Below are 26,290 nucleotides of genomic sequence, written 5' to 3'. Positions count from 1 at the left end.
TTTCAAAAAAGCCTGGGGCGGAATAACCTGACATGTACCTCATCTCCTTTGTTTGCAATCAAGGTGTATTCTATCATAGAATGAATCATTTGAAAATAGTTATTTTCCCATTGATAACATATTTTTTCATTTTCATTTAACAGATCAGGAGCAGAACCAAATTGGCTCTGCTCCCTTGCAAAATGTTATCCAATATTATATTTTTTACGTATTTCTTCTTTATCTTCTTCAGATATTTTAAGTGCATCCATAGCCTGATCCACAGACCAGTTCATTGTTTCTGTAAGAGTTTTAATTGAAGAAACCAAACTCTCGCAAACTCCTTTTTCATAATTTCTCTGTGCTACATCGTCAAGAACATGTCCCACATCTGTTACCTCACTTTCTAAATCCATTTCCATTTGGATTCCAAAATCGTCCTGCAAAATCATCCTTTTCTCTGAAGCATTCCGTTTATCTGAAAGTAAAACTTCCAACATTCGCAGGATGCCAGACGCTTCTTTATCATATGCATCCCCAAGGCATATAATCACATTTGTCAGAAGATCGTAATTTTCTTCTTTTTCATGTACATTTCCCATCATATTTTCCTCTTTTAGAGAATACCGATTAATTGTATTTTTTCGGTAATTTGGAGGATTTATACATATGAATACGTTATATACCTTCTTTATCTTTTCGTAATGTGAGTTTGTAAAAACCGTTCCATACTGTGAAGAAACCATCCTACAACAATAATAAATGCTACGCTTAATGATGGGATACCCAGGATAATAATTATTCTGAGGTTCCACATTAATGATCAGACTCAATCGATTGTCAGTGCCTGGTATCAATGCACTAAAGCGAATATCATAGGTTACTGTTCCTTCCGCTATGGTCGTATCTTCAGTAGATAGTCCTTTTATCAATTCGGGAGTTTCTTCATCCGGATATACTGGAATTTCAGAAACATACAAATCTCCTTCTATGTATTTCTCTGCAATTTCCTGTATTGCACACTCCCTGTACTCCTGCAGACAGCTTTTCATAATCCATGCAAGAATAATCTTGTTTGACAATAATTTCTTACATGCGTTATCATACGCTGCCTTTTCTCCTGCGGTAGAAAGCATTTTTGACAATTTGTTTGGTACTTTCATTCACCACAAGCCTTTCTTTATGAACTTTATCTACATTTTTATAATAACACATACTGCGTTCTTAAATCTATAAAACTTTTATTAAAAATATTAACCGCCTTTCTTTATTCACACTATCCATTTAAAGATATTTATTGAGCTTTTTCCAACACCATGATACAATAGCTTCAAGGGTTTTTACTACATTTGAGGAGGTTTACCATGAAAGAAATTACAGCTGTAAAAATTAATCCAACAGATTTTGCGCCCTTTGGCACCTACTGTTCCATGACTGAACCGGAAGGTTATCCTTTACAGGGCGAAATCCACAAATTTTATCCCGATCGTATCTCAGGTACCTGTATGGGAAGTATGGGATTTTCTCCCATTGCCGTACGCAAAGATGAGCGAATCGTTAAGATGGCAGAATACCACACAACCACCTGGGAAGGCATCGTAGCTCTGGATGATGATATGATCATTCATGTTGCTCCTGCATCTGCCGGTACACCAGTCCCGGAACTTACAAAGGCCTTCCTTGTTCCCAAAGGATGTATGGTAAAGATCAATGCCGCTATCTGGCATTTATGTCCTCTGCCAGTAAACAACGATGTCCTTCATGCAATGATCATTTTACCGGAATGTACTTATGCCAATGACTGTACGGTAGTTGAGTTTGAGGAAAAAGACTGGTTTAAAATCGTATAATCAGAATTTTCACCCACGATAAATCAGAATTTTTACCCAAGATTTTCAGAATTTTTACCCAAGATTTTCTTGACAAATGGCTGCTTATAACTTAAAATATCTTTTGTGTCTGATAAGTGTATAAATTTTTATACACTTATCATTCCATAAGCTGGAATAGCTCAGTCGGTAGAGCACTTCACTCGTAATGAAGGGGTCGTGAGTTCGAGTCTCATTTCCAGCTTTTTTTATTTGCATCAATCGGATATTTCTGATCTGCTTCGCTACTTGCTTATTGTAAAAAGATTCAAAAAGACTGCATTCCTCACATCTGAAATTCAGATATGTAAATACAGTCTTTTTTGCTATTTTATTACTTATTGGCTATTTATTTCTCATTTGCTATTTCTGTCTGCTTTGTTATTGTCATTTTTTACTGTGGCTCTTTTCTTCACTGTTTCTGCCTTTTTCTCTGCCTTGACAGCTTCTTCTACTTTCGTAGCTTTTTCTTCCTTTACTGACTTCTTTGCTGGAGTTTTTGCCTTCACAGTCCTTACCATTTTTCCTGCAGTCTTATCTTTCGCAGTCTTATCTTTCGCAGTTTTCGCTGCGGTCACTTTCTTCCTGGCTGGGGCTTTCCCGGGAGTGCAGCTGTAAATGCTCACACCAAGTGCCGGCAGCTTCACCTTAATAGAATACTCCCGTTCATCGCACTCTTCTGCTTTTGCTGTCTTCACACGAGAATTCACTACACCCTCTCCGCCGAATTCTACTGCATCGCTATTAAAGATTTCTTTATATTTTCCTGCAAAAGGCACGCCCACCTGGTAATTCTCGTAGGGTATTGCGGCGAAATTACAGATTACAAGCAGCGTTTCCTCTGGTTTCTCTGTCTTACGCAGGAAAGTGATCACATTCTCCTCGTATTTCATCAGCTGAACCCACTCAAATCCGTCATACTCATCATCCATCTGATAAAGAGCAGGCGAACTCTTATAAAGGGTATTCAACGCCTGAATGCATTTGGCAAGTCCCTCCGGCATATCAGTCCCCGGTGCCATCATTTTACAGCCAGGATGCACCATCATATAGGAATAAGCCTCTCTCACCTGTGCCAGCTTCTGCTTCTCATCTCCCGGAAGTTTCGCCATAAACTCATTCAGGCTTCCCACATCTCTGTTTCCAAGAGTCAGAATATAATGCTCAGAATATGCATATAAGGTGGACAAAGTCAGCTGGTCATGATAATTCTTCCGCAAAATCGGATCTACTGACAGATAGAATAGGAAATCTCTTGTCCATCCGCCACTCCACTTATAATCAAACCCAATGTGATCATTCTCCACACTGTCAGTCAGCTCCGGCCACAGACCATCCTCCTGTGCGATCAGAAGTGCTCCTGGATCACGCTTCTTCACAATGGAATTCAGATGCTTCAGAAATTCAATGGCAGGAAGGTTCTCATTGGAGCCATACATATTCGGCGTCCATCCATCCTTTCTTCCATAATCCAGATAAAGCATGGCATCCACATCATCCATACGAAGACCGTCCACATGGAAAACCTCCAGCCAGAAACAGGCATTGGAAATCAGGAAATCCATTACCATAGGGCTGTCATAATTATAAAGCATGGTGCCCCACATCGGGTGGACTGCCATTTCCGGGTCTTTCACTTCATAAAGGGGCGTTCCGTCAAATTTCTCCAGACCACCTGCGTATCTCGGGAACTGAGCCGGTGACCAGTCAAGGATCACGCCTATTCCCACCTGATGAAGCTCATCTACCAGCGCTGCAAAATCTGCTGGTGTGCCATAACGTGTGCTGACTGCAAAGTATGCAGATGTAGGGTATCCGTCTGAGCCATCCTCCAGAAATTCCATAACCGGATGAAGTTCCACATGAGTATATCCCTTTTCTTTCGCAAAAGCCACCAGCTCTTTTCCTGATTTCCACTGTCCCAGACTTGTCTCATAAATGGAAACCGGCTGCCTGCGGTCATCGTATTTCTTACGTTCAGCCATCCAGCCGCTGTCGTTCCATGTAAAATCAGAAACATCTGCCACAACAGAATTCCACAACGGTGCAGGCTGGGTTCTGTTTCCATAAGGATCTGCCTTCTGAAGGAGCACATCCCCTTTCGCCTTAATTTCATAACGATAGGCATCTCCCGCCTTTACTCCCGGGATAAAAAGTTCAAAAAGGCCTGACATGGGCATCTTATGCATGGGGAGTGCTCTGCCATCCCAATTATTAAATTCACCAACCACACTTACCCGAACTGCATTTGGCGCCCACACTGCGAAATGAGTGCCTGCTACCCCATTCATCACCATGGGATGTGCGCCCATTTTCTTATATGCCTCATAATAAACGCCGCCAAGAAAAGCCCTCTCATCATCCTCTGTAAGAAGCCCGCCGAAAGCATAAGCGTCCTTAAACTTCTTCGTCTCTTTCTCAAATTCTATCTGAAATTCGTAATCCGGAATCTTTCTTCCCGGGATCAGCACTGCATAATAGCCAGCCTCGTCCTCCAGCTCCATTTCATATTTCTTGCGCCCTATAACCACTGCCGCAGCTCTGGCTTCCGGAAAAAAGCCCTGTATCAGCACACCATCCGGTGTCAGTCTCGGTCCCATCACATCTCTTGGCGCTGTCTCTTCCCCGTATACAACCGCTTCAATTTCTGGCCAGTCCATATAATCATATACTGTTTTGCTCATAAGTCTCTCCATTTCCCCGCCAATTTTCACGGACTGTCGGATTTCCAGAAAATATGTTAATATTGTTATATTTTTTCCGTCGATCCGACCATAATTTTGATATTTCTATTTTACCATTTTAAGCTGGAAAAAGAAAGAAATTTGTTTGACAAATACACCCCTCTGCGTTAAATTATTGGTATATGATTTTGAAAACACCTAAGGAGGATTTTTCAATGAGTAATCGAAACTACGACGTAACTGCACTTGGCGAGCTTCTCATCGATTTCACAGAGAATGGAACCAGCGCGCAGGGCAACCCGATCATGGAAGCGAACCCGGGCGGAGCTCCATGTAATGTTCTGGCTATGCTTGAGCGCCTTGGCAAGAAGACCGCTTTTATCGGAAAAGTTGGAAAGGATATGTTCGGAAACCAGCTGAAGGCTGCTGTTGAAGAAGTTGGAATTGATACAAGAGCTCTTATTATGGATGAAGAAGTACATACCACACTGGCATTTGTCCACACCTATCCGGATGGAGACAGAGACTTCTCTTTCTATCGTAATCCAGGTGCTGACATGATGCTGACTATGGATGAGGTTCCAGACGACCTGATCCGCGATTCCCGCATTTTCCATTTCGGAACTCTCTCTTCTACCCATGAGGGCGTACGTGAAGCTACACGTCATGCCATTGAGGTAGCAAAAGAAGCCGGCTGTATCATCACCTTTGACCCCAATCTGCGCCCGCCACTCTGGAAATCCCTTGAGGATGCCCGCGTCGAGATTGAATACGGTCTTACCAAATGTGACGTTCTGAAGATTTCTGACAACGAAGTGGAATTCCTTTTCGATACCACAGACTACGACAAGGGTGCTGCACTGATCGAAGAGAAATATCACATTCCGCTGGTTCTTATCACCATGGGTAAAGACGGAAGCCGTGCTTATTACAAGGGACGCCGCGTAGAATGCGCTCCATTCCTTCAGGAGCACACCATTGAGACCACAGGTGCCGGAGACACCTTCTGTGCCAGCATCCTGAACTATGTTCTGGAGCACGGTCTGGAAGACCTCTCCGACGAGAACCTGATGGAAATGCTTACCTTCGCAAACGCAGGCGCATCTCTTATCACTACCCGCAAGGGTGCTCTCCGCGTAATGCCAACTCGCGAAGAGGTTGAGGAATTTATTGCAAAGAATGGCAGATAATCTACATAAAAAATAAAACATATAAACAATAAAAACAGGAACAACTAATTCTTCCGAATTAGTTGTTTCTGTTTTTATTATTAAAATATTTTTTATTCTATTGTTAAATATCCAGGTTGTGTTTCCTTACCAAAGCTGATATAATTATTATATGGGTGTTGCCATAACGGTAGGCGGTTAGTCCTTCAACAGAGGGACTGTGACCCTCTGATTACATAGAAACCCTAAAAGGGAATTCAGTGGAAAGGAGGGCTAAGCCAATGAGTATTATTGACTTTATAGCAGTTGTAAGCTTCGGCTTAACCTGCTTTACAATAGGATACACATTGGGTAAAGATGTAAATAATACACAAAAATAGCCGCCCTGTCTGTAAACTAAGCGGCAATTTTTGCTAACCAGTATATGGACTAACCGTCTATCGGCAACACTCTTTTTCTATACTTATATTAACATTCTGTTGTCTTAATGTCAATTATCTGTATTTGAATTTATTTCACCACGCGAACCTTTGAAACACCTTCAATAGCCTTCAGCGCATCTAGCGCCTCTGCGGAAGCTGCACTCTCCAGATCGATCAGAGTATACGCATACTCACCTTTACTCTTGTTGGTCATGTCTGCAATGTTCAGGCCCTCAGCACCAAGGATCTTGGTCAGCTGGCTGATCATGTTAGGAATGTTCTTATGTGTAATGGCAATACGTCCTACTGCTACGCAGGTACCCATATCACAGTTCGGGAAGTTTACGGAGTTTTTGATATTACCATTCTCAAGGAAATCACGAACCTCCTTCACAGCCATAACTGCACAGTTCTCCTCAGATTCCTCTGTGGATGCTCCAAGATGAGGAGTTACCAGAATGCCCTCATGACCTGCAACTGTATGGTTGGCAAAGTCCGTTACATACTTTTTCACCTTGCCGCTGTTCAGCGCCTCAATCAGCGCATCCTCGTCAACCAGAAGGTCACGGGCAAAGTTCAGAAGTACAACACCGTCTTTCATCTTATCAAAAGCCTCTTTGTTGATCATCTTCTTTGTGGAATCCAGAAGCGGTACATGTACAGTGATATAATCGCACTTGCTGTAAATCTCATCTAAGCTCTTGCTGTGCTTAATAGTACGGGAAAGGTTCCATGCTGCATCGATGGAAATGTATGGATCATATCCATAAACCTCCATCCCAAGGGAAGCTGCTGCATTTGCCACCATGCTTCCGATAGCACCAAGACCGATGATACCAAGCTTTTTGCCCATGATCTCACAGCCTGCAAACTGTTTCTTCTGTTTCTCAGCAAGCTTATCAATATCTTCCTGGTCTTTTTCTCTCTGTACCCACTCAATACCTCCCACAATGTCACGGGAAGCAAGAAGCATACCGGCAAGAACCAGCTCCTTTACACCATTTGCATTGGCTCCAGGAGTATTAAATACGACGATGCCTTTCTCTGCACACTCTTTCACCGGAATGTTATTGACTCCGGCTCCGGCACGTGCGATCACAGCAACACTCTCCGGCAGCTCCATGTCATGCATCTTGGCACTTCTTACAAGAACTGCCTGGCAGTCATCCAGAGTATCTGCTTTTTTATAATTATCATCAAAAATGTCCAGGCCTTTCTGGGCAATAGGATTCAGGCAATGATACTGAAACATCAGGCATTTTCCTCCTCAAACTTTTTCATGAATGCAACCAGCGCTTCCACACCAGCCTTTGGCATTGCGTTATAAATACTTGCTCTCATACCGCCAACGGTTCTGTGGCCTTTCAGGTTCACAAGACCTGCCTTGGCAGCCTCAGCAACGAATTTCGCATCCATCTCTTTATCTCCTGTTACAAAAGGAACATTCATAAGAGAACGGTCTTTCGGAACAACGGTGCCATGGAAAAGCTTGCTGGAATCAAGGAAATCGTAAAGGATCTTTGCTTTCTCCTCGTTGCGTTTCTTCATCTCTTCCAGACCGCCCATTTTCTTCAGCCATTTGAAAACTTTACCGCATACGTAGATGCAATATGCATTCGGTGTATTATAAAGGGAACCAGCGTCTGCATGTGTCTTATAGGTAAGCATGGTAGGTGTTCCCGGAAGAACATCTTCTGTGATCAGATCCTCGCGGATAATGGCGATTACCATACCTGCAGGTCCGATGTTCTTCTGAACGCCGCCATAGATAATACCATATTTGCTTACATCAACCGGCTCGGAAAGGAAACAGGAGGATACATCTGCCACAAGTGTTTTGCCCTTTGTATTTGGAAGCTCTTTGAACTTGGTTCCATAAATGGTGTTGTTCTCACAGATATAAACATAGTCTGCATCCGGGCTGATCGGCAGATCGCTGCAATCCGGAATGTAAGAGAAAGTCTTATCCTCGGAAGAAGCAATCTTGTTTGCTTTTCCGTATTTCTGTGCTTCCTGGTATGCTTTCTTTGCCCACTGACCGGTTACAATGTAGTCAGCAACCTTATTTTTCATAAGGTTCATTGGGATCATGGCAAACTGCTGGGAAGCGCCGCCCTGAAGGAAAAGTACCTTATAGTTGTCCGGAATATTCATCAGCTCACGAAGATCCTTCTCAGCTGTGTCAATGATTTCCTGGAATGCAGCACTTCTGTGGCTCATTTCCATAACGGACATGCCGGTACCATTGTAATCCATCATTTCATCTGCGACTTCTTTCAACACCTCTTCTGGAAGGACCGCCGGTCCTGCGGAAAAATTGTACACTCTGCTCATTTCTTCACATCCTCCTCATCAAATACCTCGTCTAAACTTGCTCCTGCAGGAACCATAGGATATACGCTTAAATCCTGGTCGATCCAGCAATCGAGAACTACCGGACCCTCTGATGAAAGCGCCATCTTAAGTGCAGGCTCTACTTCTTCCATCTTCGTAACACGGATTGCTTTTGCTCCCATTGCTTCAGAAACTTTCACGAAGTCCACACCATCATTTAAGATGGTCTGAGAATATCTTTGTTCATAGAACAGAGTCTGCCACTGACGTACCATTCCCAGAACATGATTGTTCAGAATGATCTGGACAAGAGGTTTGCCGCAGCGAACTGCCGTGGCGATCTCGTTCATGTTCATACGGAAACAGCCGTCTCCTGCTATATTTACCACGGTTTTGTCCGGGCAGCCCATCTTTGCTCCGATTGCTGCGCCAAGGCCGTAACCCATGGTACCAAGCCCTCCTGATGTCAGGAAGGTTCTCGGCTCCTTAAATTTGAAATACTGGGCAGCCCACATCTGGTGCTGTCCTACATCTGTGGAAACGATTGCATCTCCACCTGTCAGTTCATAAAGCTTCTGGATCACGTAGGGTCCGGTAAGCTGGGAATGATCGTAATTCAGCGGATACTTAGCTTTCATATCCTGAATATGCTGTACCCATTCATCATGGCGCTTTTCCGGGATTTTCACAAGGAGAAGCTTCAGCACTTCCCTCAGATCTCCGATCACGGAGGCATCAACTGCAATATTCTTGTTGATCTCCGCTGCATCTACATCAATCTGCAGGATCTTTGCCTTCGGTGCGAAGGTCTTTGTATCTCCTGTCACACGGTCGCTGAAGCGTGCACCAAGAGTGATCAGAAGGTCACACTCACACATTGCGTAGTTGGAAGTTTTGGTTCCATGCATTCCAACCGGACCTGTGTAAAGCTCATCCTCTCCGGAAAAAGCCCCTTTTCCCATAAGGCTGTCGCAGACCGGAGCCTGGATCTTGTGGGCAAGTGCACGGACTTCTTCAGATGCATCTGCGATCACAGCACCGCCGCCAACAAAAATAAATGGCTTTTTCGCTGCTGCGATCATCTGGGCTGCTGTATCCACATCCTTCGGACGGATGGTGTCAACCTTCGGCTCTACGGCTGTGATGGTGTGACGGATATATTCACATTTTGCTGCGGTTACGTCCTTTGGCACATCTACGAGTACCGGACCAGGACGACCGCTTTTGGCGATGATAAAAGCTTTGCGGATGGTGTCTGCGAGCTTTGTTACATCTTTGACAATATAGCTGTGTTTTGTCACAGGCATTACAATGCCTGCGATATCAACTTCCTGGAAGGAATCTTTTCCAAGAAGGGCAGTTCCAACATTACAGGTAATTGCTACCACAGGAACAGAGTCCATACACGCGGTGGCAATTCCGGTTACCAGGTTGGTTGCACCTGGGCCGGAAGTTGCCAGACACACTCCGACCTTTCCTGTCGCACGGGCGTAACCGTCTGCCGCGTGGGAAGCTCCCTGCTCATGGGAAGTAAGTACATGTTTGATTTTATCACTGTATCGGTAAAGGGCGTCATAAACGTTCAGAATAGCTCCGCCTGGATATCCGAAAACGGTATCCACACTTTGCTCCAGCAAACATTCTATGATGATCTCCGCTCCTGTAAGCTGCAATTTCATTTCCTCCTGGTATATTATACTGTAAAATCCCGGACATTTGCTATGAAAGAACCATGCTTTCATGAACCATAATTCTATTCACATGTCCGGATAAGAATCTTATTATTTCGCTTTCGGAACCTCGAGGATCGCACCGCGGTTTCCGGAAGTAACCATTGCTGCATATCTTGCCAGGTATCCGGTTGTAACCTTCGGCTCTCTCGGCTGCCATTTTGCTTTTCTTGCTGCAAGCTCTTCATCAGAAACCTTCAGTTCCAGCTTCAGTTCCGGAATATTGATGCTGATGATATCCCCTTCCTCAACAAGGGCGATGGGACCGCCTACTGCTGCCTCTGGTGAAACATGTCCGATGGAAGCGCCTCTGGATGCACCACTGAAACGTCCATCTGTAATAAGGGCTACAGAAGAACCAAGTCCCATACCTGCGATTGCAGAGGTAGGATTCAGCATTTCTCTCATTCCAGGACCACCCTTCGGTCCTTCATAACGGATGACAACAACGTCACCTTCTACGATCTTGCCGCCTTTGATTGCTGCGATTGCGTCTTCCTCGCAGTCAAAAACTCTTGCAGGTCCTTCATGAACCATCATCTCCGCAACAACTGCAGAACGTTTTACAACGCTTCCGTCTGGTGCAAGATTGCCCCGAAGTACAGCAAGTCCGCCTGTGGTGCTGTATGGATTGTCGATCGGGCGGATTACTTCCGGGTTCAGGTTTACACAGTCCTTGATATTCTCGCCTACTGTTTTTCCGGTTACAGTCATGCATTCTGTGTGAAGGAGTCCCTTCTTATTCAGCTCGTTCATAACTGCGTATACGCCGCCTGCTTCGTTCAGGTCTTCCATGTAGGTAGGGCCTGCAGGTGCAAGGTGGCAGATATTCGGAGTCTTTGCACTGATTTCATTTGCAAAGCTGATATCGAAATCCCAGCCAATCTCATGTGCAATTGCCGGAAGATGAAGCATACTGTTTGTGGAACAGCCAAGAGCCATATCTACCGTAAGGGCATTCAGAAGTGCCTCTTTTGTCATAATATCTCTTGGACGGATGTTGCGGCGGTACATTTCCATAACCTGCATTCCTGCATGCTTTGCAAGACGGATACGCTCGGAATATACAGCCGGGATGGTTCCGTTTCCTTTCAGTCCCATACCAAGAACCTCAGTAAGGCAGTTCATACTGTTTGCAGTGTACATACCGGAACAGGAACCGCAGGTCGGACATGTTTTGTTCTCACACTCAGTCAGACCTTCCTCTGTAAGCTTGCCTGCTGCGTAAGCACCAACAGCCTCAAACATGCTGGATAGACTTGTCTTGTGTCCGTTTAAGTGACCAGCCAGCATCGGGCCTCCGCTTACGAATACGGTAGGAACGTTGATTCTGGCTGCTGCCATCAGAAGTCCCGGTACGTTCTTGTCACAGTTCGGGATCATAACAAGAGCATCAAACTGGTGAGCCAATGCCATGGCCTCTGTGGAATCTGCGATCAGGTCTCTTGTTACAAGAGAATATTTCATACCGATATGTCCCATTGCAATACCGTCACAGACAGCGATTGCAGGGAACATGACCGGAGTTCCTCCAGCCATTGCCACGCCAAGCTTTACGGCCTGTGCGATTTTATCCAGGTTCATGTGGCCTGGTACGATCTCATTATAGGAACAAACGATTCCTACTAATGGACGCTCCATTTCTTCTTTTGTCATTCCAAGGGCATTGAACAGGGAACGGTGAGGTGCCTGCTGTGTGCCTGTTTTTACTGCGTCACTTCTCATAACTTGTATCTCCTTTTTGCTTCATAGCCGGGAAAAATGATCCATTTGCTTTTTGTTTATTTCGAATTCTAAATTTCCTTAGCGATCAGGTCACCCATCTCTTTCGTTCCAACCAGAGTGCATCCCTCAGACATAATGTCACCGGTACGGTATCCGGCAGTCAGAACCTTCTGTACAGCAGTCTCAACTGCATTTGCTTCCTCATCCAGATCCAGGGAAAAACGAAGCATCATGGCTGCGGAAAGGATGGTTGCGATCGGGTTGGCCTTATTCTGACCTGCAATATCAGGTGCAGAGCCATGGCTTGGCTCATAAAGACCAAATTTTGTCTCGTTCAGGCTGGCAGAGGAAAGCATTCCGATAGATCCTGTCACCATGCTGGCCTCATCAGAAAGAATATCGCCGAACATATTCTCAGTGAGAATAACATCAAACTGCTTGGGATCTCTCACCAGCTGCATTGCACAGTTGTCAACCAGCATATGCTCAAGAGTAACTTCCGGGTAATCCTTCGCTACCTCTTCTACTACTTTTCTCCAAAGTCTGGAGGAATCCAGAACATTTGCCTTGTCAACGCTTGTTACTTTTTTGCGGCGTTTCATGGCAATGTCAAATGCCTTGATGGCAATTCTGCGAATCTCGTTTTCGTTGTAGGAAAGGGTATCGATGGCTTTCTTTACACCGTTCTCTTCTACTGTTTTTCTTTCGCCAAAATAAAGACCGCCTGTAAGCTCTCGTACGATGATCATGTCAAATCCGTCTCCAATGATCTCATCGCGAAGAGGGCATGCTGCACGAAGTTCGTTGTATAAATATGCAGGGCGAAGGTTTGCAAAAAGATTCAGTGCCTTACGAATGGCAAGAAGTCCTGCCTCCGGGCGTTTGGATGGCTCCAGCTTATACCATGGGGATGTCTTGGCATCTCCACCGATAGAGCCCATAAGAACTGCATCAGAAGCTTTCGCTGTAGCGATTGCCTCGTCTGTAAGCGGTACTCCATGTACATCAATGGAAGCTCCGCCTAAAAGTACTTCAGAATAAGAAAAAGTATGTCCATATTTCTCACATACTTTGTCCAGAACTTTTTTTGCTTCTGCAACGATTTCCGGACCGATTCCGTCTCCGGGGATCAGTGAAATGTTGTAATTCATAATAATTTCCTCTCCTTCGTTTCTGAATGCCAGCGGAAAATCACCTCTCGCCTGACACCAATGGATAATTGTTATTATAATAACGCACTTTCTTTAATATTTCAACATGTTAAAGTAAAAAACTGTCAAAAAACTGCCTTTTTTCCCATTCTCAAAAAACATTCACGGAAGAAAAAAGGCCCCATCCCTTTATGGAATGAAGCCTGTTCTTAGTTTCTGTCATATTCGGATGAATCTGATTATGCAGAAGCCTGCTCTGCTTTCTCAACTTCGGCAATTGCCTGTTTCCTCATAGGGATACGGCAGTTCTTATTGTTACCGAACTCTACGATCACGTCTTCTTCTGTCATGTCGATGATGACACCGTAGAAGCCGCTTGTAGTTACAATACTGTCACCTACAGCCATATCGCTGAGCATCGCCTGTACTCTCTTCTGCTCTTTCTTCTGAGGTCTGATCATCAGAAAATACATAATACCGAAAAGTACAACCAGCCATACGATGGTAAATCCCATACTCATTCCGCTTGATGCGTCCATTTGCTATTCCTCCTGTATCTTACTATCACGCCCTGTCTTTTTCACCAGCGCATTATAGTATATAATACACAAAATAATTTGATTCTTCAAGTATTTTTCCGATTTTTTATATTAATTTCATTTACTATATCTGCTGTTAATTTTTCCCTCTTCAAAACCAGCCAGTCGCATTTCTTTATATTCTGCAAAATTGCCCTGATCCAGTGCATCCCTGATTTCCTCCATCAGGTGATTGTAGAAGTAAAGATTGTGAAGCACGCAAAGGCGCATTCCCAACATTTCTTTCGCTTTCAGAAGGTGGCGGATATAGGCTCTGCTGTAATGCTGACAGGCAGGACACTGACATCCCTCTTCGATTGGGGACGGATCCAATTCATATTTCGCATTAAACAGATTCAGCTTGCCGCGATTGGTGTAAACATGTCCATGACGTCCGTTACGGCTTGGATATACACAGTCAAAGAAGTCGATTCCTCTTGCGACTCCTTCCAGAATATTAGCAGGAGTACCTACTCCCATCAGATAGGTAGGTTTGTTCTGCGGAAGGTGAGGCACGACTTCGTCCAGAATATGATACATCTGCTCATGAGTTTCCCCAACTGCAAGACCGCCAACTGCGTAGCCGTCCAGATCCAGTTTGGAAATGGTATCTGCATGTGCAATACGGATATCTGCATAGATAGCCCCCTGATTGATTCCGAAAAGCAGCTGTTCTTTATTCACTGTATCCGGCAGACCGTTCAGTCTGGCCATCTCCGCCTTGCAGCGCTCCAGCCATCTGGTAGTGCGGTCTACAGAAGCTTGTACATATTCTCTGCTTGCCACACTGCTTGGACATTCGTCAAATGCCATGGCAATGGTAGAGCCCAGATTAGACTGGATCTGCATACTCTCCTCTGGTCCCATAAAAATCTTATGACCGTCAATATGGGACTGGAAATAAACGCCCTCTTCCTTGATCTTACGAAGTCCTGCCAGGGAAAACACCTGAAAGCCGCCGGAATCAGTGAGAATCGGTCTGTCCCAGACCATAAATTTGTGAAGTCCGCCAAATTCCTTGATCAGCTTGTCTCCTGTTCTTACATGGAGATGATAGGTATTGGAAAGCTCAACCTGGGTTCCGATATCCTTCAGATCCATGGTGGATACTGCACCCTTGATGGCTCCAACAGTTCCCACGTTCATAAACACAGGTGTCTGGATAGTTCCATGTACTGTCTCAAACTGGGCACGCTTGGCACGGCCTTCTGTTTTCATAAGTGTATATTTTGCCATATGTGAATCCTTTCTTTTTTAAGTCTTTATCTTCAAAAAAATTTCTGTTTCTGCTGCCCTGCAAAGACATTTTTCTTTTTACACTTACAAAAGAGTGTAAAACCACGGCAGAAAACTTCATATATTATAGCCCGAAATAACCGAAAATTCAACACTTGTGCGAAGAATCCTTGTTAAACTTTTACATTGTCATTTAAGCCGGGGTATCGTATAATATTACGGAATATTTGCATTTGAATTTTTCACATATAAATAAGAAGATTTAAGATTACTGTTCACTGGTAACATTCCGCGAGGTGTTTTTTGTGAACAAAGTTCACAGAAAACCCGAGAGTTGCGGCGCGAAATCATGCAAAGCATGATTTCTGTGCATCGCGAAGCGTGTTACTGTGAACGGAGTGAACAGTAACGATTTAAGCACATATGCAACAGATGAGGAGGCATATTCTTTACATGAGCAACAAATACACATTAGGAATTGACATTGGTTCCACCACTGTCAAAATTGCAATACTTGATGAAAACGACACCCTGCTTTTCGCAGATTACCAGCGTCATTTCGCCAACATCCAGGAAACACTGGCAGAGCTTCTGGCGAAAGCTTATGGCAAACTTGGAGAACTTACCCTTCATCCGGTAATCACAGGCTCCGGCGGACTTACCCTCGCCAACCACCTTGGCGTTCCTTTTGTACAGGAGGTAATTGCGGTATCCACTTCTCTTCAGAAAATTGCGCCCCAGACTGATGTTGCCATCGAGCTTGGCGGTGAGGATGCCAAGATCATCTACTTCGAGGGCGGCAATATTGAACAGCGTATGAATGGTATCTGCGCAGGCGGTACCGGTTCTTTCATTGATCAGATGGCTTCCCTGCTTCAGACAGATGCCACCGGACTGAATGAATATGCGAAGAATTACAAGGCGCTTTATCCCATCGCAGCTCGCTGCGGTGTATTTGCCAAGACTGACATCCAGCCTCTGATCAACGACGGTGCCACCAAGGAGGATCTTTCCGCTTCCATTTTCCAGGCAGTTGTAAACCAGACCATTTCCGGTCTTGCCTGCGGCAAGCCGATCCGCGGTCATGTTGCATTTCTCGGCGGTCCCCTTCACTTTCTGGATCAGCTGAAGGCTGCCTTTATCCGTACCCTGAAGCTGGATGACGAGCACGCTATCACACCTGAGAATTCCCATCTTTTTGCAGCCATGGGTTCTGCTATGAATGCGAAGGATGAGGTAACCGTTTCCCTTACAGATATGACAAACCGCCTGAAGAACTCCATCAAACTGGATTTCGAGGTGGAACGTATGGAGCCTCTTTTTGCTACGGAGGAAGACTATGAGGCATTTAACAAGCGTCAAAGTGCCTATCAGGTAAAGAAGGGTGACCTTTCCCAGTATCACGGCAACTGCTATCTGGGTATTGATGCAGGTTCCACCACCACCAAGACTGCTCTTGTAGGTGAGGACGGAACCCTGCTTTACTCCTTCTACAGCAATAATAACGGAAGCCCGCTTAAGACAGCCATCCGTTCTATCCAGGAGATCTACAGCATTCTTCCTGAAGATGCACACATTGCGTTTTCCTGTTCCACAGGTTACGGCGAGGCGCTGATGAAGGCTGCTCTGCTGCTGGATGAGGGGGAAGTTGAGACCGTTTCCCACTACTATGCGGCTGCTTTCTTTGACCCGGAGGTTGACTGTATTGTAGATATCGGCGGACAGGATATGAAATGCATCAAGATCCGTAATCAGACCGTAGACAGCGTACAGCTGAACGAGGCATGTTCCTCTGGCTGTGGTTCCTTTATCGAAACCTTTGCCAAGTCTCTGAATTACTCCGTACAGGATTTTGCCAAGGCTGCCCTGTTTGCAGAGCACCCCATTGACCTTGGAACAAGATGTACTGTATTTATGAACTCCAAAGTAAAGCAGGCCCAGAAGGAAGGCGCATCCGTAGCTGATATTTCTGCAGGTCTTGCATACTCTGTTATTAAGAATGCGCTTTACAAGGTTATCAAGGTTTCCGATGCCAAAGAGCTGGGACGTCATATTGTGGTACAGGGTGGAACCTTCTACAACGACGGTGTACTTCGAAGCTTTGAGCGTATAGCAGGCTGTGAAGCTATTCGTCCTGACATTGCCGGTATTATGGGGGCTTTCGGTGCTGCCCTCATTGCCAAGGAGCGCTACCACGCAGAAGGCCGTGAAACCACCATGCTTTCCATTGACAAGATCAACGAGCTGAAATATACCACCTCCATGGCCAACTGCCACGGATGTACCAATAACTGTCGTCTTACCATCAACAAATTCACTGGCGGGCGTCAGTTCGTAAGCGGTAACCGCTGTGAGCGCGGTATTGGTAAGGAGAAGAATAAGGATCATATCCCCAACCTTTACGAATACAAGTACAAACGGCTTTTCTCCTATCCTCCTCTTTCACCGGATAAGGCTACCCGGGGAAAAGTTGGTATTCCGCGAGTTTTAAATATGTTTGAGAATTATCCTTTCTGGTATACCTTCTTTACTGAGCTGAAATATCAGGTAGTGCTTTCTCCTACCTCCACCAGAAAGATTTATGAACTGGGCATTGAATCCATTCCAAGTGAATCCGAGTGCTATCCGGCCAAGCTTGCCCACGGACATGTGACCTGGCTGATCAAAAATGGTGTGAAATTCATTTTCTACCCGTGTATCCCTTACGAGCGAAATGAATTCCCGGATGCAGTCAACCACTACAACTGCCCTATCGTTACCTCTTATGCAGAGAATATTAAGAACAATGTGGACGAGCTTCACGATCCGTCCATTACCTTTATGAATCCGTTCCTGGCCCTGACCTCTGAAGAGATCGTTACAAAGAGACTGACTGAGATTTTCCCGGATATCCCGGAATCTGAGGTGAAGGAAGCCGCTCACAAGGCATGGGAGGAAATGGCTGCCGTACATAAGGACATTGAGAAAAAGGGTGAGGAGACGCTTCAGTATCTGAAGGAGACAGGCCGCCGGGGCATCGTTCTGGCTGGTCGTCCTTACCATATTGACCCTGAGATTCATCACGGTATCCCGGATCTGATCAACAGCTATGGAGTTGCAGTTCTCACTGAGGATTCCGTTTCCCATCTCGTACCTGTTGAGCGCCCGATCCGTGTCAATGACCAGTGGATGTACCATTCCAGACTGTATGCAGCAGCAAACTTTGTGAAAACCCATGATGATCTGGATCTGATTCAGCTGAACTCCTTTGGCTGCGGACTTGACGCCGTCACCACTGATGAGGTTTATGAAATTCTGGATGGCAGCGGCAAGATTTATACCTGCCTGAAAATTGATGAGGTTAACAACCTTGGTGCCGCAAGGATCCGTGTCAGATCCCTTCTTGCAGCCCTCCGTGCAAAGGATGCACAGAAAAGGGAGCGCACCATTAAACCGTCCTCTATTGAAAAGGTTGCGTTTACCAAGGAGATGCGCAAGGATTACACTATCCTCTGCCCGCAGATGTCACCGGTGCATTTCTCCTTACTTGAGGCTGCTTTTAATGCAAACGGCTATCATCTGGAGGTGCTTCCAAATGACAACAAGCATGCAGTTGACGTAGGTCTGAAATATGTAAATAATGATGCCTGCTATCCTTCCCTGATCGTTGTGGGACAGATTATGGACGCTCTTTTATCAGGCAAATACGACCTGAACAAGACTGCAGTTATCATGTCCCAGACAGGCGGTGGATGCCGTGCATCCAACTATATTGCTTTTATCCGCCGTGCCCTTAAGAAAGCGGGAATGGAACAGGTTCCGGTTATCTCCCTTAACCTTAGCGGTCTGGAGAGCAACCCTGGATTTAAGCTTACTCTTCCGCTGGTGAAGGCTGTTGTGTATGCCGCTGTGTTTGGTGATATTTTTATGAAATGTATTTACCGCATGCGCCCATATGAACTGGAGAAGGGCATTGTAAACCGCAAGCACAAGATCTGGGAAAAACGTGTGATTGCATTTCTTACCGGCAGCTCATTAAGCCACAGCCAGTTTAAGAAAATGTGCCGGGAATTGGTTCACGATTTCGATACCATCCCGATCAGTGATGAGAAGAAGCCTCGTGTTGGTATTGTAGGTGAGATCCTGGTTAAATTCCTTCCGGCTGCAAACAATCACCTTGCAGAGCTTCTGGAAGCGGAAGGAGCTGAGCCTGTGGTACCGGATCTGATCGACTTTATGTCCTACTGCTTCTACAATCAGAATTTCAAGGTCGACAATCTTGGATTTAAGAAATCCAAGGCATTCTTTGGAAATATAGGTATTAAGGCAATCGACTGGGTTCGTAAGACTGCAAATGAGGCACTTGCGGAAAGCCGTCATTTCCATCCTACTGCAGATATCCGTGATCTGGCGAAGATGGCACGCCCCATTGTTTCTGAGGGTAACCAGACTGGCGAGGGATGGTTCCTGACCGGTGAAATGATGGAGCTGATCCATGATGATGTTCCGAATATTGTTTGTATCCAGCCGTTCGGCTGCCTGCCGAACCACATCGTTGGCAAAGGTGTTATCAAAGAAATCCGCCGTCAGTATCCGAAGGCGAATATTGCAGCCATCGACTACGACCCGGGTGCAAGCGAGGTAAACCAGCTGAACCGAATTAAATTAATGCTTTCTACTGCACAGAAGAATTTGAAGGCAGAAGAGGCGAAAAATAACAACTAGCCTCGGTTCGTATTCCGAAAAAATACAACACGAAAGCCCTCAGAGTTGCCGCTCTGAGGGCTTTCGTGTTGCATACATTGAACATATCGCTTCTTTCTTGCCGAATGGCATTATAACCTATGCATATCTAAAAGTCAATATATTATAATTTTAATAGCATATTTAAAAACCATGTTCTAAAACGGCAGTTTCCCTGCAATTTTCTTCAGGTAGGCACCGCCTGGCATCATGGCAAACTGCTCATCAGATGGCTTGCTCACTGCCAGATATACAATAAAATAGGCAACCATTCCAAGAACCACTGCGATTCCAAGGCTGATAAAATTGGAATGGATCAGCTTATAAATTCCATAATAGGAAAATCCAGCCACTACAGCCATAGGCACAGATGCCAGAAGTGGATTCAGATAAGCACTTCTCCATGGATTTTTGTACTGCATATACTGTTTCATCGCCCGCTCGTTCAACAGACACATAACAACCGCATAAATAATCATAGCCACTACAATGGCATATACGCCAAGGTCAGTTGCAAACAGCAGAATTGCCATGGCGATCACATCCACCACCAGGGCAATTGCCGCATTGATCATGGGGATATTGGGCTTTCCGATTCCCTGTAGCACACCATTGGAAATATTGGAATTTCCATTGAGGATGATGGTAATGACACCAAGCATCATCAGCTGAGCTGCTGCCCCCTCCGTCCGTGGGAACAGAAGCCTTGTGATCGGGCCGGCAAGAACTGCAAGTCCAACTGCACATGGAATGGAAATAAACATACTGATCCAGGTTGCGCGGTCGATCTTATCTCTGGCACTGTCCATGTCCCTCTTGGCATACTGGGCAGAAACCTCCGGAATCATGGATGTAGGTGCTGTACTTGCAAGCGTAAGGGGAATATTGATCAGGGTCATATAATAGCCATATTCCGCGTAGAGACTTGTAATGGTATCATGGTCAATTCCCTTAAAGCCCTGAATGCCGGAATACATATAACTGTTAATAAAGCCGTTTACATTGTAAATAAAAGAGCTGAGGATGATCGGCATTACGATGAGAACGATATTCTTCATAACCTCACCGGTGGCCTCATCACGGGAATGAGTATCCCTTGCCAGTCTCTTTTTGATATTCTTTCGATTTACCCAGTATACAAAAAGCATGAAAAGCAATGCTGATGCAACTCCTGCACCGGTTCCCATAGTAGCTCCGGCAGCCCCCCAGGCATTTCGTACAGATTCTTCCGCACTACTGAATTTATTCAGCATGACAGTAGACATCAGGATTGCAAAAACCGCTACAAAACACTGTTCCACAATCTGGGACAATGAGGTAGGGAGCATGTTTCGATATGCCTGAAAATAACCTCGGAAGGTACCAAGAATTCCTGACAGGAAAATGGTTGGTGCCAGCATTTTCAGTGCAAGTCTGGCTCCGGACATGGATTCCGGCACCAGAATGGACGAACCGAAAAGACAAAAAAGTGCTACTACGCCTCCCATTATGATTACATATAACAGCGCACAGTGAAATACCTTCTGGGCGTCTCTGTAACGTTTAAAAGCCAGCTTTTCTGCCATAATCTTGGATACTGCCTGCGGAATGCTGAAAGAAGCGATCATCAGCAGGATAAAGTAAACATTCTGGGCATAATTGAAAAGACCCATACTGTTATTTCCAAGAGTATTGGAAAGCGGACTTTTATAGAGCATTCCGATGATCTTGGAGATCAATGCCGCGATCATCAGGAATGAAGCATTTTTTACAAGTGTGTTATCGTTCTTTTTCCCCATTTCTTATTGTTCCTTTTTGATATTTTCAATCTGCCAGTCAATGGGGGCAAGCCCGTTTTTCTCCAGAAATTCATTGGTCTGGCTGAAATGCCTGCATCCGAAAAATCCTCTTGACGCAGACAGCGGGCTTGGATGTGCAGCTGTGAGTACCAGCTGCTTCGGATTGTTCAGCATTGCTTTTTTCATCTGGGCAGGTCTTCCCCAGAGAAGATATACGATCGGGCGGTCCTGATCATTCAGGGTCTGGATAACCGCATCGGTAAACTGTTCCCAGCCGATTCCTCTGTGTGAAAACGCCTGGTGGGCGCGGACAGTCAGTACTGTGTTCAGAAGAAATACGCCTTGTTTTGCCCATTTTTCCAGGCAGCCGTTGTCAGGAATATAGCAGCCCAGGTCGCTGTGGAGTTCTTTATAAATGTTTACCAGAGACGGGGGAATGTCTATATCTTCTCTTACAGAGAAGCAAAGGCCGTTGGCCTGTCCATCGTTATGATAGGGATCCTGACCCAGAATAACTACTTTTACATCGTTTAACGGGGTGTATTCGAAAGCATTAAACATATCCTGGGGCGGTGGGAATACTTTTCTGGTGCGGTATTCTTCCATTATTGTTTTATATAGTTTGGCATAATAGGGCTGATGAAATTCATTCTTCAGCGCGACCTGCCAGTCTCCTGATATCTGGCCCATTTTAATTACCACCTCATCTTGCGTATTTTATCGTAACTAGAGCCTTTTTCAAACACGCTCTAGTGAACTACCTTCGCAGCTGCATCGCAAAATAACACCTGCTGAATAGTTATTTTCTATCGTCTTACCGGAACACCTTTTTCAGCCAGGTAATCCTTCACCTGAGAAATTTCCAGTTCTTTATAGTGGAACAGGGAAGCTGCCAGAACTGCATCGGCACCGCCGTCGGTAAGGCCTTCGTAGAAGTGTTCCAGGGTACCGGCACCACCGGAAGCGATGACCGGGATGGATACGGCATCAGATACTGCGCGGGTTAATGGGATGTCGTAGCCAGCCTTGGTACCATCACAGTCCATGCTGGTAAGGAGGATTTCTCCTGCACCAAGGGCTTCTGCTTTCTTCGCCCACTCAATGGCATCAATGCCTGTATCCAAACGACCGCCATGCTTATAGATGTTCCAGCCGCCGTCAGGACGACGCTTAGCGTCAATGGCAACTACTACACACTGGCTGCCGAATTTATCTGCTGCCTCACGGATTAATTCCGGACGGTCAATGGCTGCGGAGTTTACAGAAATCTTGTCTGCACCTTCGCGGAGCAGCTTCCGGAAATCATCTACAGTACGGATCCCGCCGCCAACTGTAAATGGAATGAATACGTTGGCTGCAACTTTTCGCACCATATCTACTACTGTGTCACGCTGTTCACAGGAGGCTGTAATGTCAAGAAATACCACTTCATCTGCTCCTGCTGCGTCGTATGCTTTCGCAATTTCCACAGGATCTCCTGCATCCTTCAGGTCTACGAAATTAACACCTTTCACTACTCGTCCATTATTTACATCCAGACAGGGAATAATTCGCTTTGTAAACATAATTATGCCTCCTTCCCAAACTTCGCAAAATTCTCCAGTATTTTCAGACCGTACTTGCTGCTCTTCTCCGGGTGGAACTGGCAGGCAAATATGTTGTCCTTTTCAACGGAGGCATGAATAGTTACGCCATACTGCGCAGTCGCCTTCACGATTTCAGGTTCTTTTGCCTGAAGGTAGTAGGAATGAACAAAGTAGACGTAAGTCTCTTCCGGAATTCCTTTAAACAGGCGGCCATCATTCTGAAGGTGAAGAGAATTCCATCCCATGTGAGGAATTTTAAGTCCAGGAGCCGGGGGAATCTTCACGATCTTACCTTTCAAAATTCCAAGTCCCTCCACTCCCGGAGTTTCGTCACTGGATTCGAAAAGGAGCTGCAGACCCAGACAGATTCCAAGGAATGGAGTTCCTTTCTCTGTAAGCTCCCGGATCACAGGAACAAGTCCGAATTTATTCAGATTATTCATGGCATCTCCAAAGCTTCCAACACCTGGAAGGATTACTTTATCCGCACTCAGTAATACCTGAGGATCTCTGGAAACTACAGTTTCCTCTCCAAGGTAATGAAGGGCTTTTTCCACACTTTTTATATTGCCTGCATCATAATCGATTATTGCTATCATTCGGGCTCCTCCTGTTGTCTGTTTTTCGTCAATACTGCGTCTATTGTGTGCAGCATTTTCTGCCATCATATAAATGCTTTTAATCAGCAAATACTGCCTTCCCAAAGCACAATATTGCTGAACATACACTTTCATATTCTTACAGTATAACGCAAAAACAGGCGGTTGCAAAGAGCTAATTCCATGCTGCCGCCTGTTTTGTTAGTTTGTATTGTCTTTCCCGATCAGCACTGCTTTTTTTATGAAAAATTACAATTATCTTCTCTTTCAAGCACCAGATTTCCAGCCTGAAGATTGACTATTTTTACTTTATTTCCGATCCAGGGTAAACCAGAATTCCACCCCGTTATCAAAGTTCTGAACACCGTACTGCTGATTCATACCTTCCATAATAGCCTTTACAATAGAAAGTCCGATTCCGCTTCCGCCATACTCTCTGGTACGTGCTTTGTCTACCTTGTAGAACTTGTTCCACAAATTCGGGAGATCGGCTTCCGGGATTGGGGTTCCGGTATTAAATACCGTTACTTTCACTCTGTCTTCCTGTTTCTGGACTTTGATCTCCACGATTTTTTCTCCATCCAGATGATGCAGGGCATTGCTTACATAATTCGTCACAACTTCTTCTGTCTTAAACTCATCTGCCCAGACATAAAGAGGCTCTGTCTCATTAAAAATCACCCGGGCTTCTTTCTGCCTGATCATGATATCCATGGTGGAAAGAACGCCTTTGATCAATGCAGTCAGGTCAAAACGCTCCATAACAGCTGCGTCTTTTCCGGATTCCAGCTGATTCAGCGTAAGAAGATTCTTTACCAGCTTATTCATCTTGGCAGCTTCATCAATAATGACGTCACAGTAAAAATCCATGCTTTCCGGATCATCATTAATGTTCTCCTTCAGACCTTCTGCATACCCCTGCACAAGAGCAATGGGTGTCTTCAGCTCATGGGAAACATTATCCAGAAACTCTTTTCGCATTTCATCGATTTTCACCTTATTCTCAATATCCTTCTGCAGCTCATTGTTTGCAGATTTCAGCTCGGAAATGGTATGCTCCAGCTGACTGGACATCTTGTTAAAATTATCTCCCAGCACATCAATTTCATTGCCGGCCTTGCTTTTATATCTGGCTTCAAAATCAAGATCTGTCATCTTACGGGAAAGCTCCGTCAGCTCGGAAATAGGTCTGGTCAGCTTTCTGGTTACTGCCATAATACACATTCCACTTATAACAATAATGACAATTCCTACAAAGAAATAAAACTTATTGGAAATATTTGCGCTTTCCTGGATACTTTCCAGAGGGCTTCGGATCAGGAAATAATTGCCGTTGTCAAACTTTCCCCAGCACTCTACATAATCCATGCCAACGAAACGGTCATGTACCTGCTGAACCACACAGTTATCTGTCTGTTTCAGAATTGTGCCTTTTCCGTTATCCATGTCAAGATCACTGGCATAACCAAAAAACAGCTTGCTTCTCAGCTGATCTTCATTCTCCGGCCAGCACAGATATTTCGTATTATCCTCATTGACAACCACCCAGGTCAGATTATTCCTGGAGCTTTCCTGAATGATCTCAGAAGACAATTCTTCCTGCTCGCTTTCCACATCGTCCTCTGTCATAGAATCCGTGTTGATCTGACTCAGCACTTCCCTTGCTTCCAGAAGAGTTTCCGTCTTTTTTGACACATAATATTTTTCCAGAAATGCTCCGTTGATCATGGAAATCGTGAGAATGGAAAGGAATAAAAGACCTATAAATGTAAACGTGATCTGGTGCTTTATGGAGCGGATTTTCTTTGGCTTCTTTGATTTCTTCATCACTCTACCTCAAACTTGTAACCCATTCCCCATACGGTCTTGATGTACTCACCTTTATCCCCCATTTTACTTCTTAATTTCTTCACATGTGTGTCAATGGTTCTGGCATCTCCGAAATAATCATAATTCCAAACAGAATTAAGGATTTTTTCCCTGGAAAGAGCAATTCCCTGATTTTCCAAAAAGTAAGTAAGAAGCTCAAATTCCTTAAAGCTAAGATCCATAGGCTTGTCATCGACTGTTGCAAGATGGGCAGCCTTATCGATCACAATTCCCCCTGCGCTGAGCACATCTTCCGCTCCGGTCTGTCCGGTACGGCGAAGGATAGCTTCTACTCTGGCTACCAAGATCTTCGGGCTGAATGGCTTGGAAATATACTCATCCACACCCAGGTCAAAACCAAGAAGCTCATCACGCTCATCTCCTCTTGCTGTCAGCATAATGATCGGCACTTTGGAATTCTTGCGCACCTCACGGCATACTTCCCAGCCGTCCATCTTTGGCATCATTACATCCAGGATGATCAGGGCAATATCTTTTTCTTTATAAAAGATATCCATGGCTTCCTCTCCATCTCCTGCTTCCAGCACCTGAAAATTCTTCTTTGTTAAAAAGTCTTTTACAAGCTTTCTCATTCGGCTTTCATCATCCACTACAAGGATTTTTAATGTATCCATATCTTGTCCTCCCTTTTTGGTCAACCTCATTTATCGCATGGTTTTTATACCTTTTTGTACGATTCACCTGTATCTTAACACAGGGGTATGATGATTTTGTGAACGCCAGCACATTTTCTGACAGATGACTTTTTTTCTGTTTTGTGCTATGCTAGAGCGTGTTTGAAAAAGGCTTTCTGCAAGATGTGCGTCACAATTTGTGGGAGATTTCGCTCGGATGAGGGC

At 44.9% G+C, this 26,290-nt stretch carries 18 protein-coding genes and 1 tRNA gene; 4 read left to right on the top strand and 15 right to left on the bottom strand.

Translation table 11 applies throughout. From position 1 onward, the window contains the following. Positions 1-185: 185 nt before the first annotated feature. Entirely contained in the window at positions 186-1,142 is a 957-nt protein-coding gene (locus I2D69_RS04455) for a hypothetical protein (RefSeq protein ID WP_173716830.1), read from the bottom strand. Between the two features lie 201 nt (positions 1,143-1,343). On the opposite strand from I2D69_RS04455, the gene I2D69_RS04450 reads away from it, so the two are divergent. Further along, on the top strand, positions 1,344-1,829 hold the full coding sequence (locus tag I2D69_RS04450) for an ureidoglycolate lyase (protein ID WP_118578965.1): 486 nt from the start codon (positions 1,344-1,346) through the stop codon (positions 1,827-1,829). Positions 1,830-1,979: 150 nt separating this feature from the next. Next, positions 1,980-2,052 (top strand) — tRNA-Thr (locus I2D69_RS04445). 151 nt (positions 2,053-2,203) lie between these two features. Here the strand turns inward: I2D69_RS04445 and glgB are convergent. Then, the gene (gene glgB / locus I2D69_RS04440) at positions 2,204-4,531 is read right to left on the bottom strand and encodes a 1,4-alpha-glucan branching enzyme (protein WP_195379443.1); all 2,328 of its coding nucleotides are present in this window, start codon (positions 4,529-4,531) and stop codon (positions 2,204-2,206) included. Positions 4,532-4,746: 215 nt separating this feature from the next. On the opposite strand from glgB, the gene I2D69_RS04435 reads away from it, so the two are divergent. Next, positions 4,747-5,721: a carbohydrate kinase gene (locus I2D69_RS04435; RefSeq protein ID WP_148461830.1), complete on the top strand. Its 975-nt coding sequence runs from the start codon at positions 4,747-4,749 to the stop codon at positions 5,719-5,721. A 489-nt stretch (positions 5,722-6,210) separates the two neighbouring features. On the opposite strand, the gene I2D69_RS04430 is transcribed toward I2D69_RS04435, so the two are convergent. From I2D69_RS04430 to tgt, 7 genes are all read right to left on the bottom strand, one after another. Further along, positions 6,211-7,374, bottom strand: coding sequence for a phosphoglycerate dehydrogenase (locus I2D69_RS04430; protein WP_173717452.1), 1,164 nt, complete (start codon positions 7,372-7,374; stop codon positions 6,211-6,213). Continuing rightward, positions 7,374-8,456: a 3-phosphoserine/phosphohydroxythreonine transaminase gene (gene serC / locus I2D69_RS04425; protein WP_148461832.1), complete on the bottom strand. Its 1,083-nt coding sequence runs from the start codon at positions 8,454-8,456 to the stop codon at positions 7,374-7,376. Before serC ends, I2D69_RS04430 begins: the two co-directional genes overlap by 1 nt. After that, positions 8,453-10,135 (bottom strand): biosynthetic-type acetolactate synthase large subunit, encoded by a 1,683-nt coding sequence (gene ilvB, locus I2D69_RS04420; RefSeq protein WP_173770363.1) that lies wholly within the window; start codon positions 10,133-10,135, stop codon positions 8,453-8,455. The genes serC and ilvB overlap by 4 nt, the downstream gene beginning before the upstream one ends. Before the next feature lie 102 nt (positions 10,136-10,237). Beyond that, a complete protein-coding gene (gene ilvD / locus I2D69_RS04415) occupies positions 10,238-11,911 on the bottom strand; it encodes a dihydroxy-acid dehydratase (protein WP_148461834.1) in 1,674 nt (557 codons plus the stop codon). A gap of 68 nt (positions 11,912-11,979) precedes the next feature. After that, a complete protein-coding gene (gene leuB, locus I2D69_RS04410) occupies positions 11,980-13,062 on the bottom strand; it encodes a 3-isopropylmalate dehydrogenase (protein WP_148461835.1) in 1,083 nt (360 codons plus the stop codon). Between the two features lie 239 nt (positions 13,063-13,301). Beyond that, positions 13,302-13,601: a preprotein translocase subunit YajC gene (yajC, locus tag I2D69_RS04405; RefSeq protein WP_118584184.1), complete on the bottom strand. Its 300-nt coding sequence runs from the start codon at positions 13,599-13,601 to the stop codon at positions 13,302-13,304. Between the two features lie 117 nt (positions 13,602-13,718). Continuing rightward, complete coding sequence (gene tgt, locus I2D69_RS04400; RefSeq protein ID WP_148461836.1) at positions 13,719-14,876, bottom strand: tRNA guanosine(34) transglycosylase Tgt; 1,158 nt, start codon at positions 14,874-14,876, stop codon at positions 13,719-13,721. Between the two features lie 453 nt (positions 14,877-15,329). On the opposite strand from tgt, the gene I2D69_RS04395 reads away from it, so the two are divergent. Beyond that, a complete protein-coding gene (locus tag I2D69_RS04395; RefSeq protein ID WP_148461837.1) occupies positions 15,330-19,580 on the top strand; it encodes a 2-hydroxyacyl-CoA dehydratase in 4,251 nt (1,416 codons plus the stop codon). Between the two features lie 176 nt (positions 19,581-19,756). Here I2D69_RS04395 and I2D69_RS04390 read toward each other — a convergent pair whose 3' ends face one another. The 6 genes from I2D69_RS04390 to I2D69_RS04365 all read right to left on the bottom strand — a co-directional run bounded on the left by I2D69_RS04390 (position 19,757) and on the right by I2D69_RS04365 (position 26,065). After that, positions 19,757-21,376, bottom strand: coding sequence for a polysaccharide biosynthesis protein (locus I2D69_RS04390; protein ID WP_173736498.1), 1,620 nt, complete (start codon positions 21,374-21,376; stop codon positions 19,757-19,759). A 3-nt stretch (positions 21,377-21,379) separates the two neighbouring features. Then, positions 21,380-22,066, bottom strand: a complete 687-nt coding sequence (gene ung, locus I2D69_RS04385) for a uracil-DNA glycosylase (RefSeq protein WP_195379442.1) — start codon at positions 22,064-22,066, stop codon at positions 21,380-21,382. Between the two features lie 116 nt (positions 22,067-22,182). Next, positions 22,183-22,941 carry an imidazole glycerol phosphate synthase subunit HisF gene (gene hisF, locus I2D69_RS04380; RefSeq protein WP_173717557.1) on the bottom strand — a complete coding sequence of 253 codons (759 nt, stop codon included), beginning with the start codon at positions 22,939-22,941 and terminating at the stop codon, positions 22,183-22,185. A gap of 2 nt (positions 22,942-22,943) precedes the next feature. Then, a complete protein-coding gene (gene hisH / locus I2D69_RS04375) occupies positions 22,944-23,561 on the bottom strand; it encodes an imidazole glycerol phosphate synthase subunit HisH (protein WP_195379441.1) in 618 nt (205 codons plus the stop codon). A gap of 309 nt (positions 23,562-23,870) precedes the next feature. Next, positions 23,871-25,388 (bottom strand): HAMP domain-containing sensor histidine kinase, encoded by a 1,518-nt coding sequence (locus I2D69_RS04370; RefSeq protein WP_173770362.1) that lies wholly within the window; start codon positions 25,386-25,388, stop codon positions 23,871-23,873. Continuing rightward, positions 25,388-26,065 carry a response regulator transcription factor gene (locus I2D69_RS04365; RefSeq protein ID WP_118584277.1) on the bottom strand — a complete coding sequence of 226 codons (678 nt, stop codon included), beginning with the start codon at positions 26,063-26,065 and terminating at the stop codon, positions 25,388-25,390. Before I2D69_RS04365 ends, I2D69_RS04370 begins: the two co-directional genes overlap by 1 nt. Between the last annotated feature and the right edge of the window lie 225 nt (positions 26,066-26,290).

This window comes from Ruminococcus sp. D54t1_190329_F1 (assembly GCF_015551645.1).
Lineage (GTDB): Bacteria > Bacillota > Clostridia > Lachnospirales > Lachnospiraceae > Blautia_A > Blautia_A faecis.
Note: the sequence above shows the minus strand (reverse complement) of the source record. Positions and strands in the feature narration are given on the sequence as shown.

Coding starts and splice junctions, on each gene's coding strand:
- ung (WP_195379442.1), bottom strand. CDS start 22,066: ATGGGCCAGATATCAGGAGACTGGCAGGTCGCGCTGAAGAATGAATTT.
- yajC (WP_118584184.1), bottom strand. CDS start 13,601: ATGGACGCATCAAGCGGAATGAGTATGGGATTTACCATCGTATGGCTG.
- I2D69_RS04390 (WP_173736498.1), bottom strand. CDS start 21,376: ATGGGGAAAAAGAACGATAACACACTTGTAAAAAATGCTTCATTCCTG.
- I2D69_RS04455 (WP_173716830.1), bottom strand. CDS start 1,142: ATGAAAGTACCAAACAAATTGTCAAAAATGCTTTCTACCGCAGGAGAA.
- glgB (WP_195379443.1), bottom strand. CDS start 4,531: ATGAGCAAAACAGTATATGATTATATGGACTGGCCAGAAATTGAAGCG.
- hisF (WP_173717557.1), bottom strand. CDS start 22,941: ATGTTTACAAAGCGAATTATTCCCTGTCTGGATGTAAATAATGGACGA.
- serC (WP_148461832.1), bottom strand. CDS start 8,456: ATGAGCAGAGTGTACAATTTTTCCGCAGGACCGGCGGTCCTTCCAGAA.
- hisH (WP_195379441.1), bottom strand. CDS start 23,561: ATGATAGCAATAATCGATTATGATGCAGGCAATATAAAAAGTGTGGAA.
- leuB (WP_148461835.1), bottom strand. CDS start 13,062: ATGAATTACAACATTTCACTGATCCCCGGAGACGGAATCGGTCCGGAA.
- ilvD (WP_148461834.1), bottom strand. CDS start 11,911: ATGAGAAGTGACGCAGTAAAAACAGGCACACAGCAGGCACCTCACCGT.
- tgt (WP_148461836.1), bottom strand. CDS start 14,876: ATGGCAAAATATACACTTATGAAAACAGAAGGCCGTGCCAAGCGTGCC.
- I2D69_RS04365 (WP_118584277.1), bottom strand. CDS start 26,065: ATGGATACATTAAAAATCCTTGTAGTGGATGATGAAAGCCGAATGAGA.
- I2D69_RS04395 (WP_148461837.1), top strand. CDS start 15,330: ATGAGCAACAAATACACATTAGGAATTGACATTGGTTCCACCACTGTC.
- I2D69_RS04450 (WP_118578965.1), top strand. CDS start 1,344: ATGAAAGAAATTACAGCTGTAAAAATTAATCCAACAGATTTTGCGCCC.
- I2D69_RS04430 (WP_173717452.1), bottom strand. CDS start 7,374: ATGTTTCAGTATCATTGCCTGAATCCTATTGCCCAGAAAGGCCTGGAC.
- I2D69_RS04435 (WP_148461830.1), top strand. CDS start 4,747: ATGAGTAATCGAAACTACGACGTAACTGCACTTGGCGAGCTTCTCATC.
- ilvB (WP_173770363.1), bottom strand. CDS start 10,135: ATGAAATTGCAGCTTACAGGAGCGGAGATCATCATAGAATGTTTGCTG.
- I2D69_RS04370 (WP_173770362.1), bottom strand. CDS start 25,388: ATGAAGAAATCAAAGAAGCCAAAGAAAATCCGCTCCATAAAGCACCAG.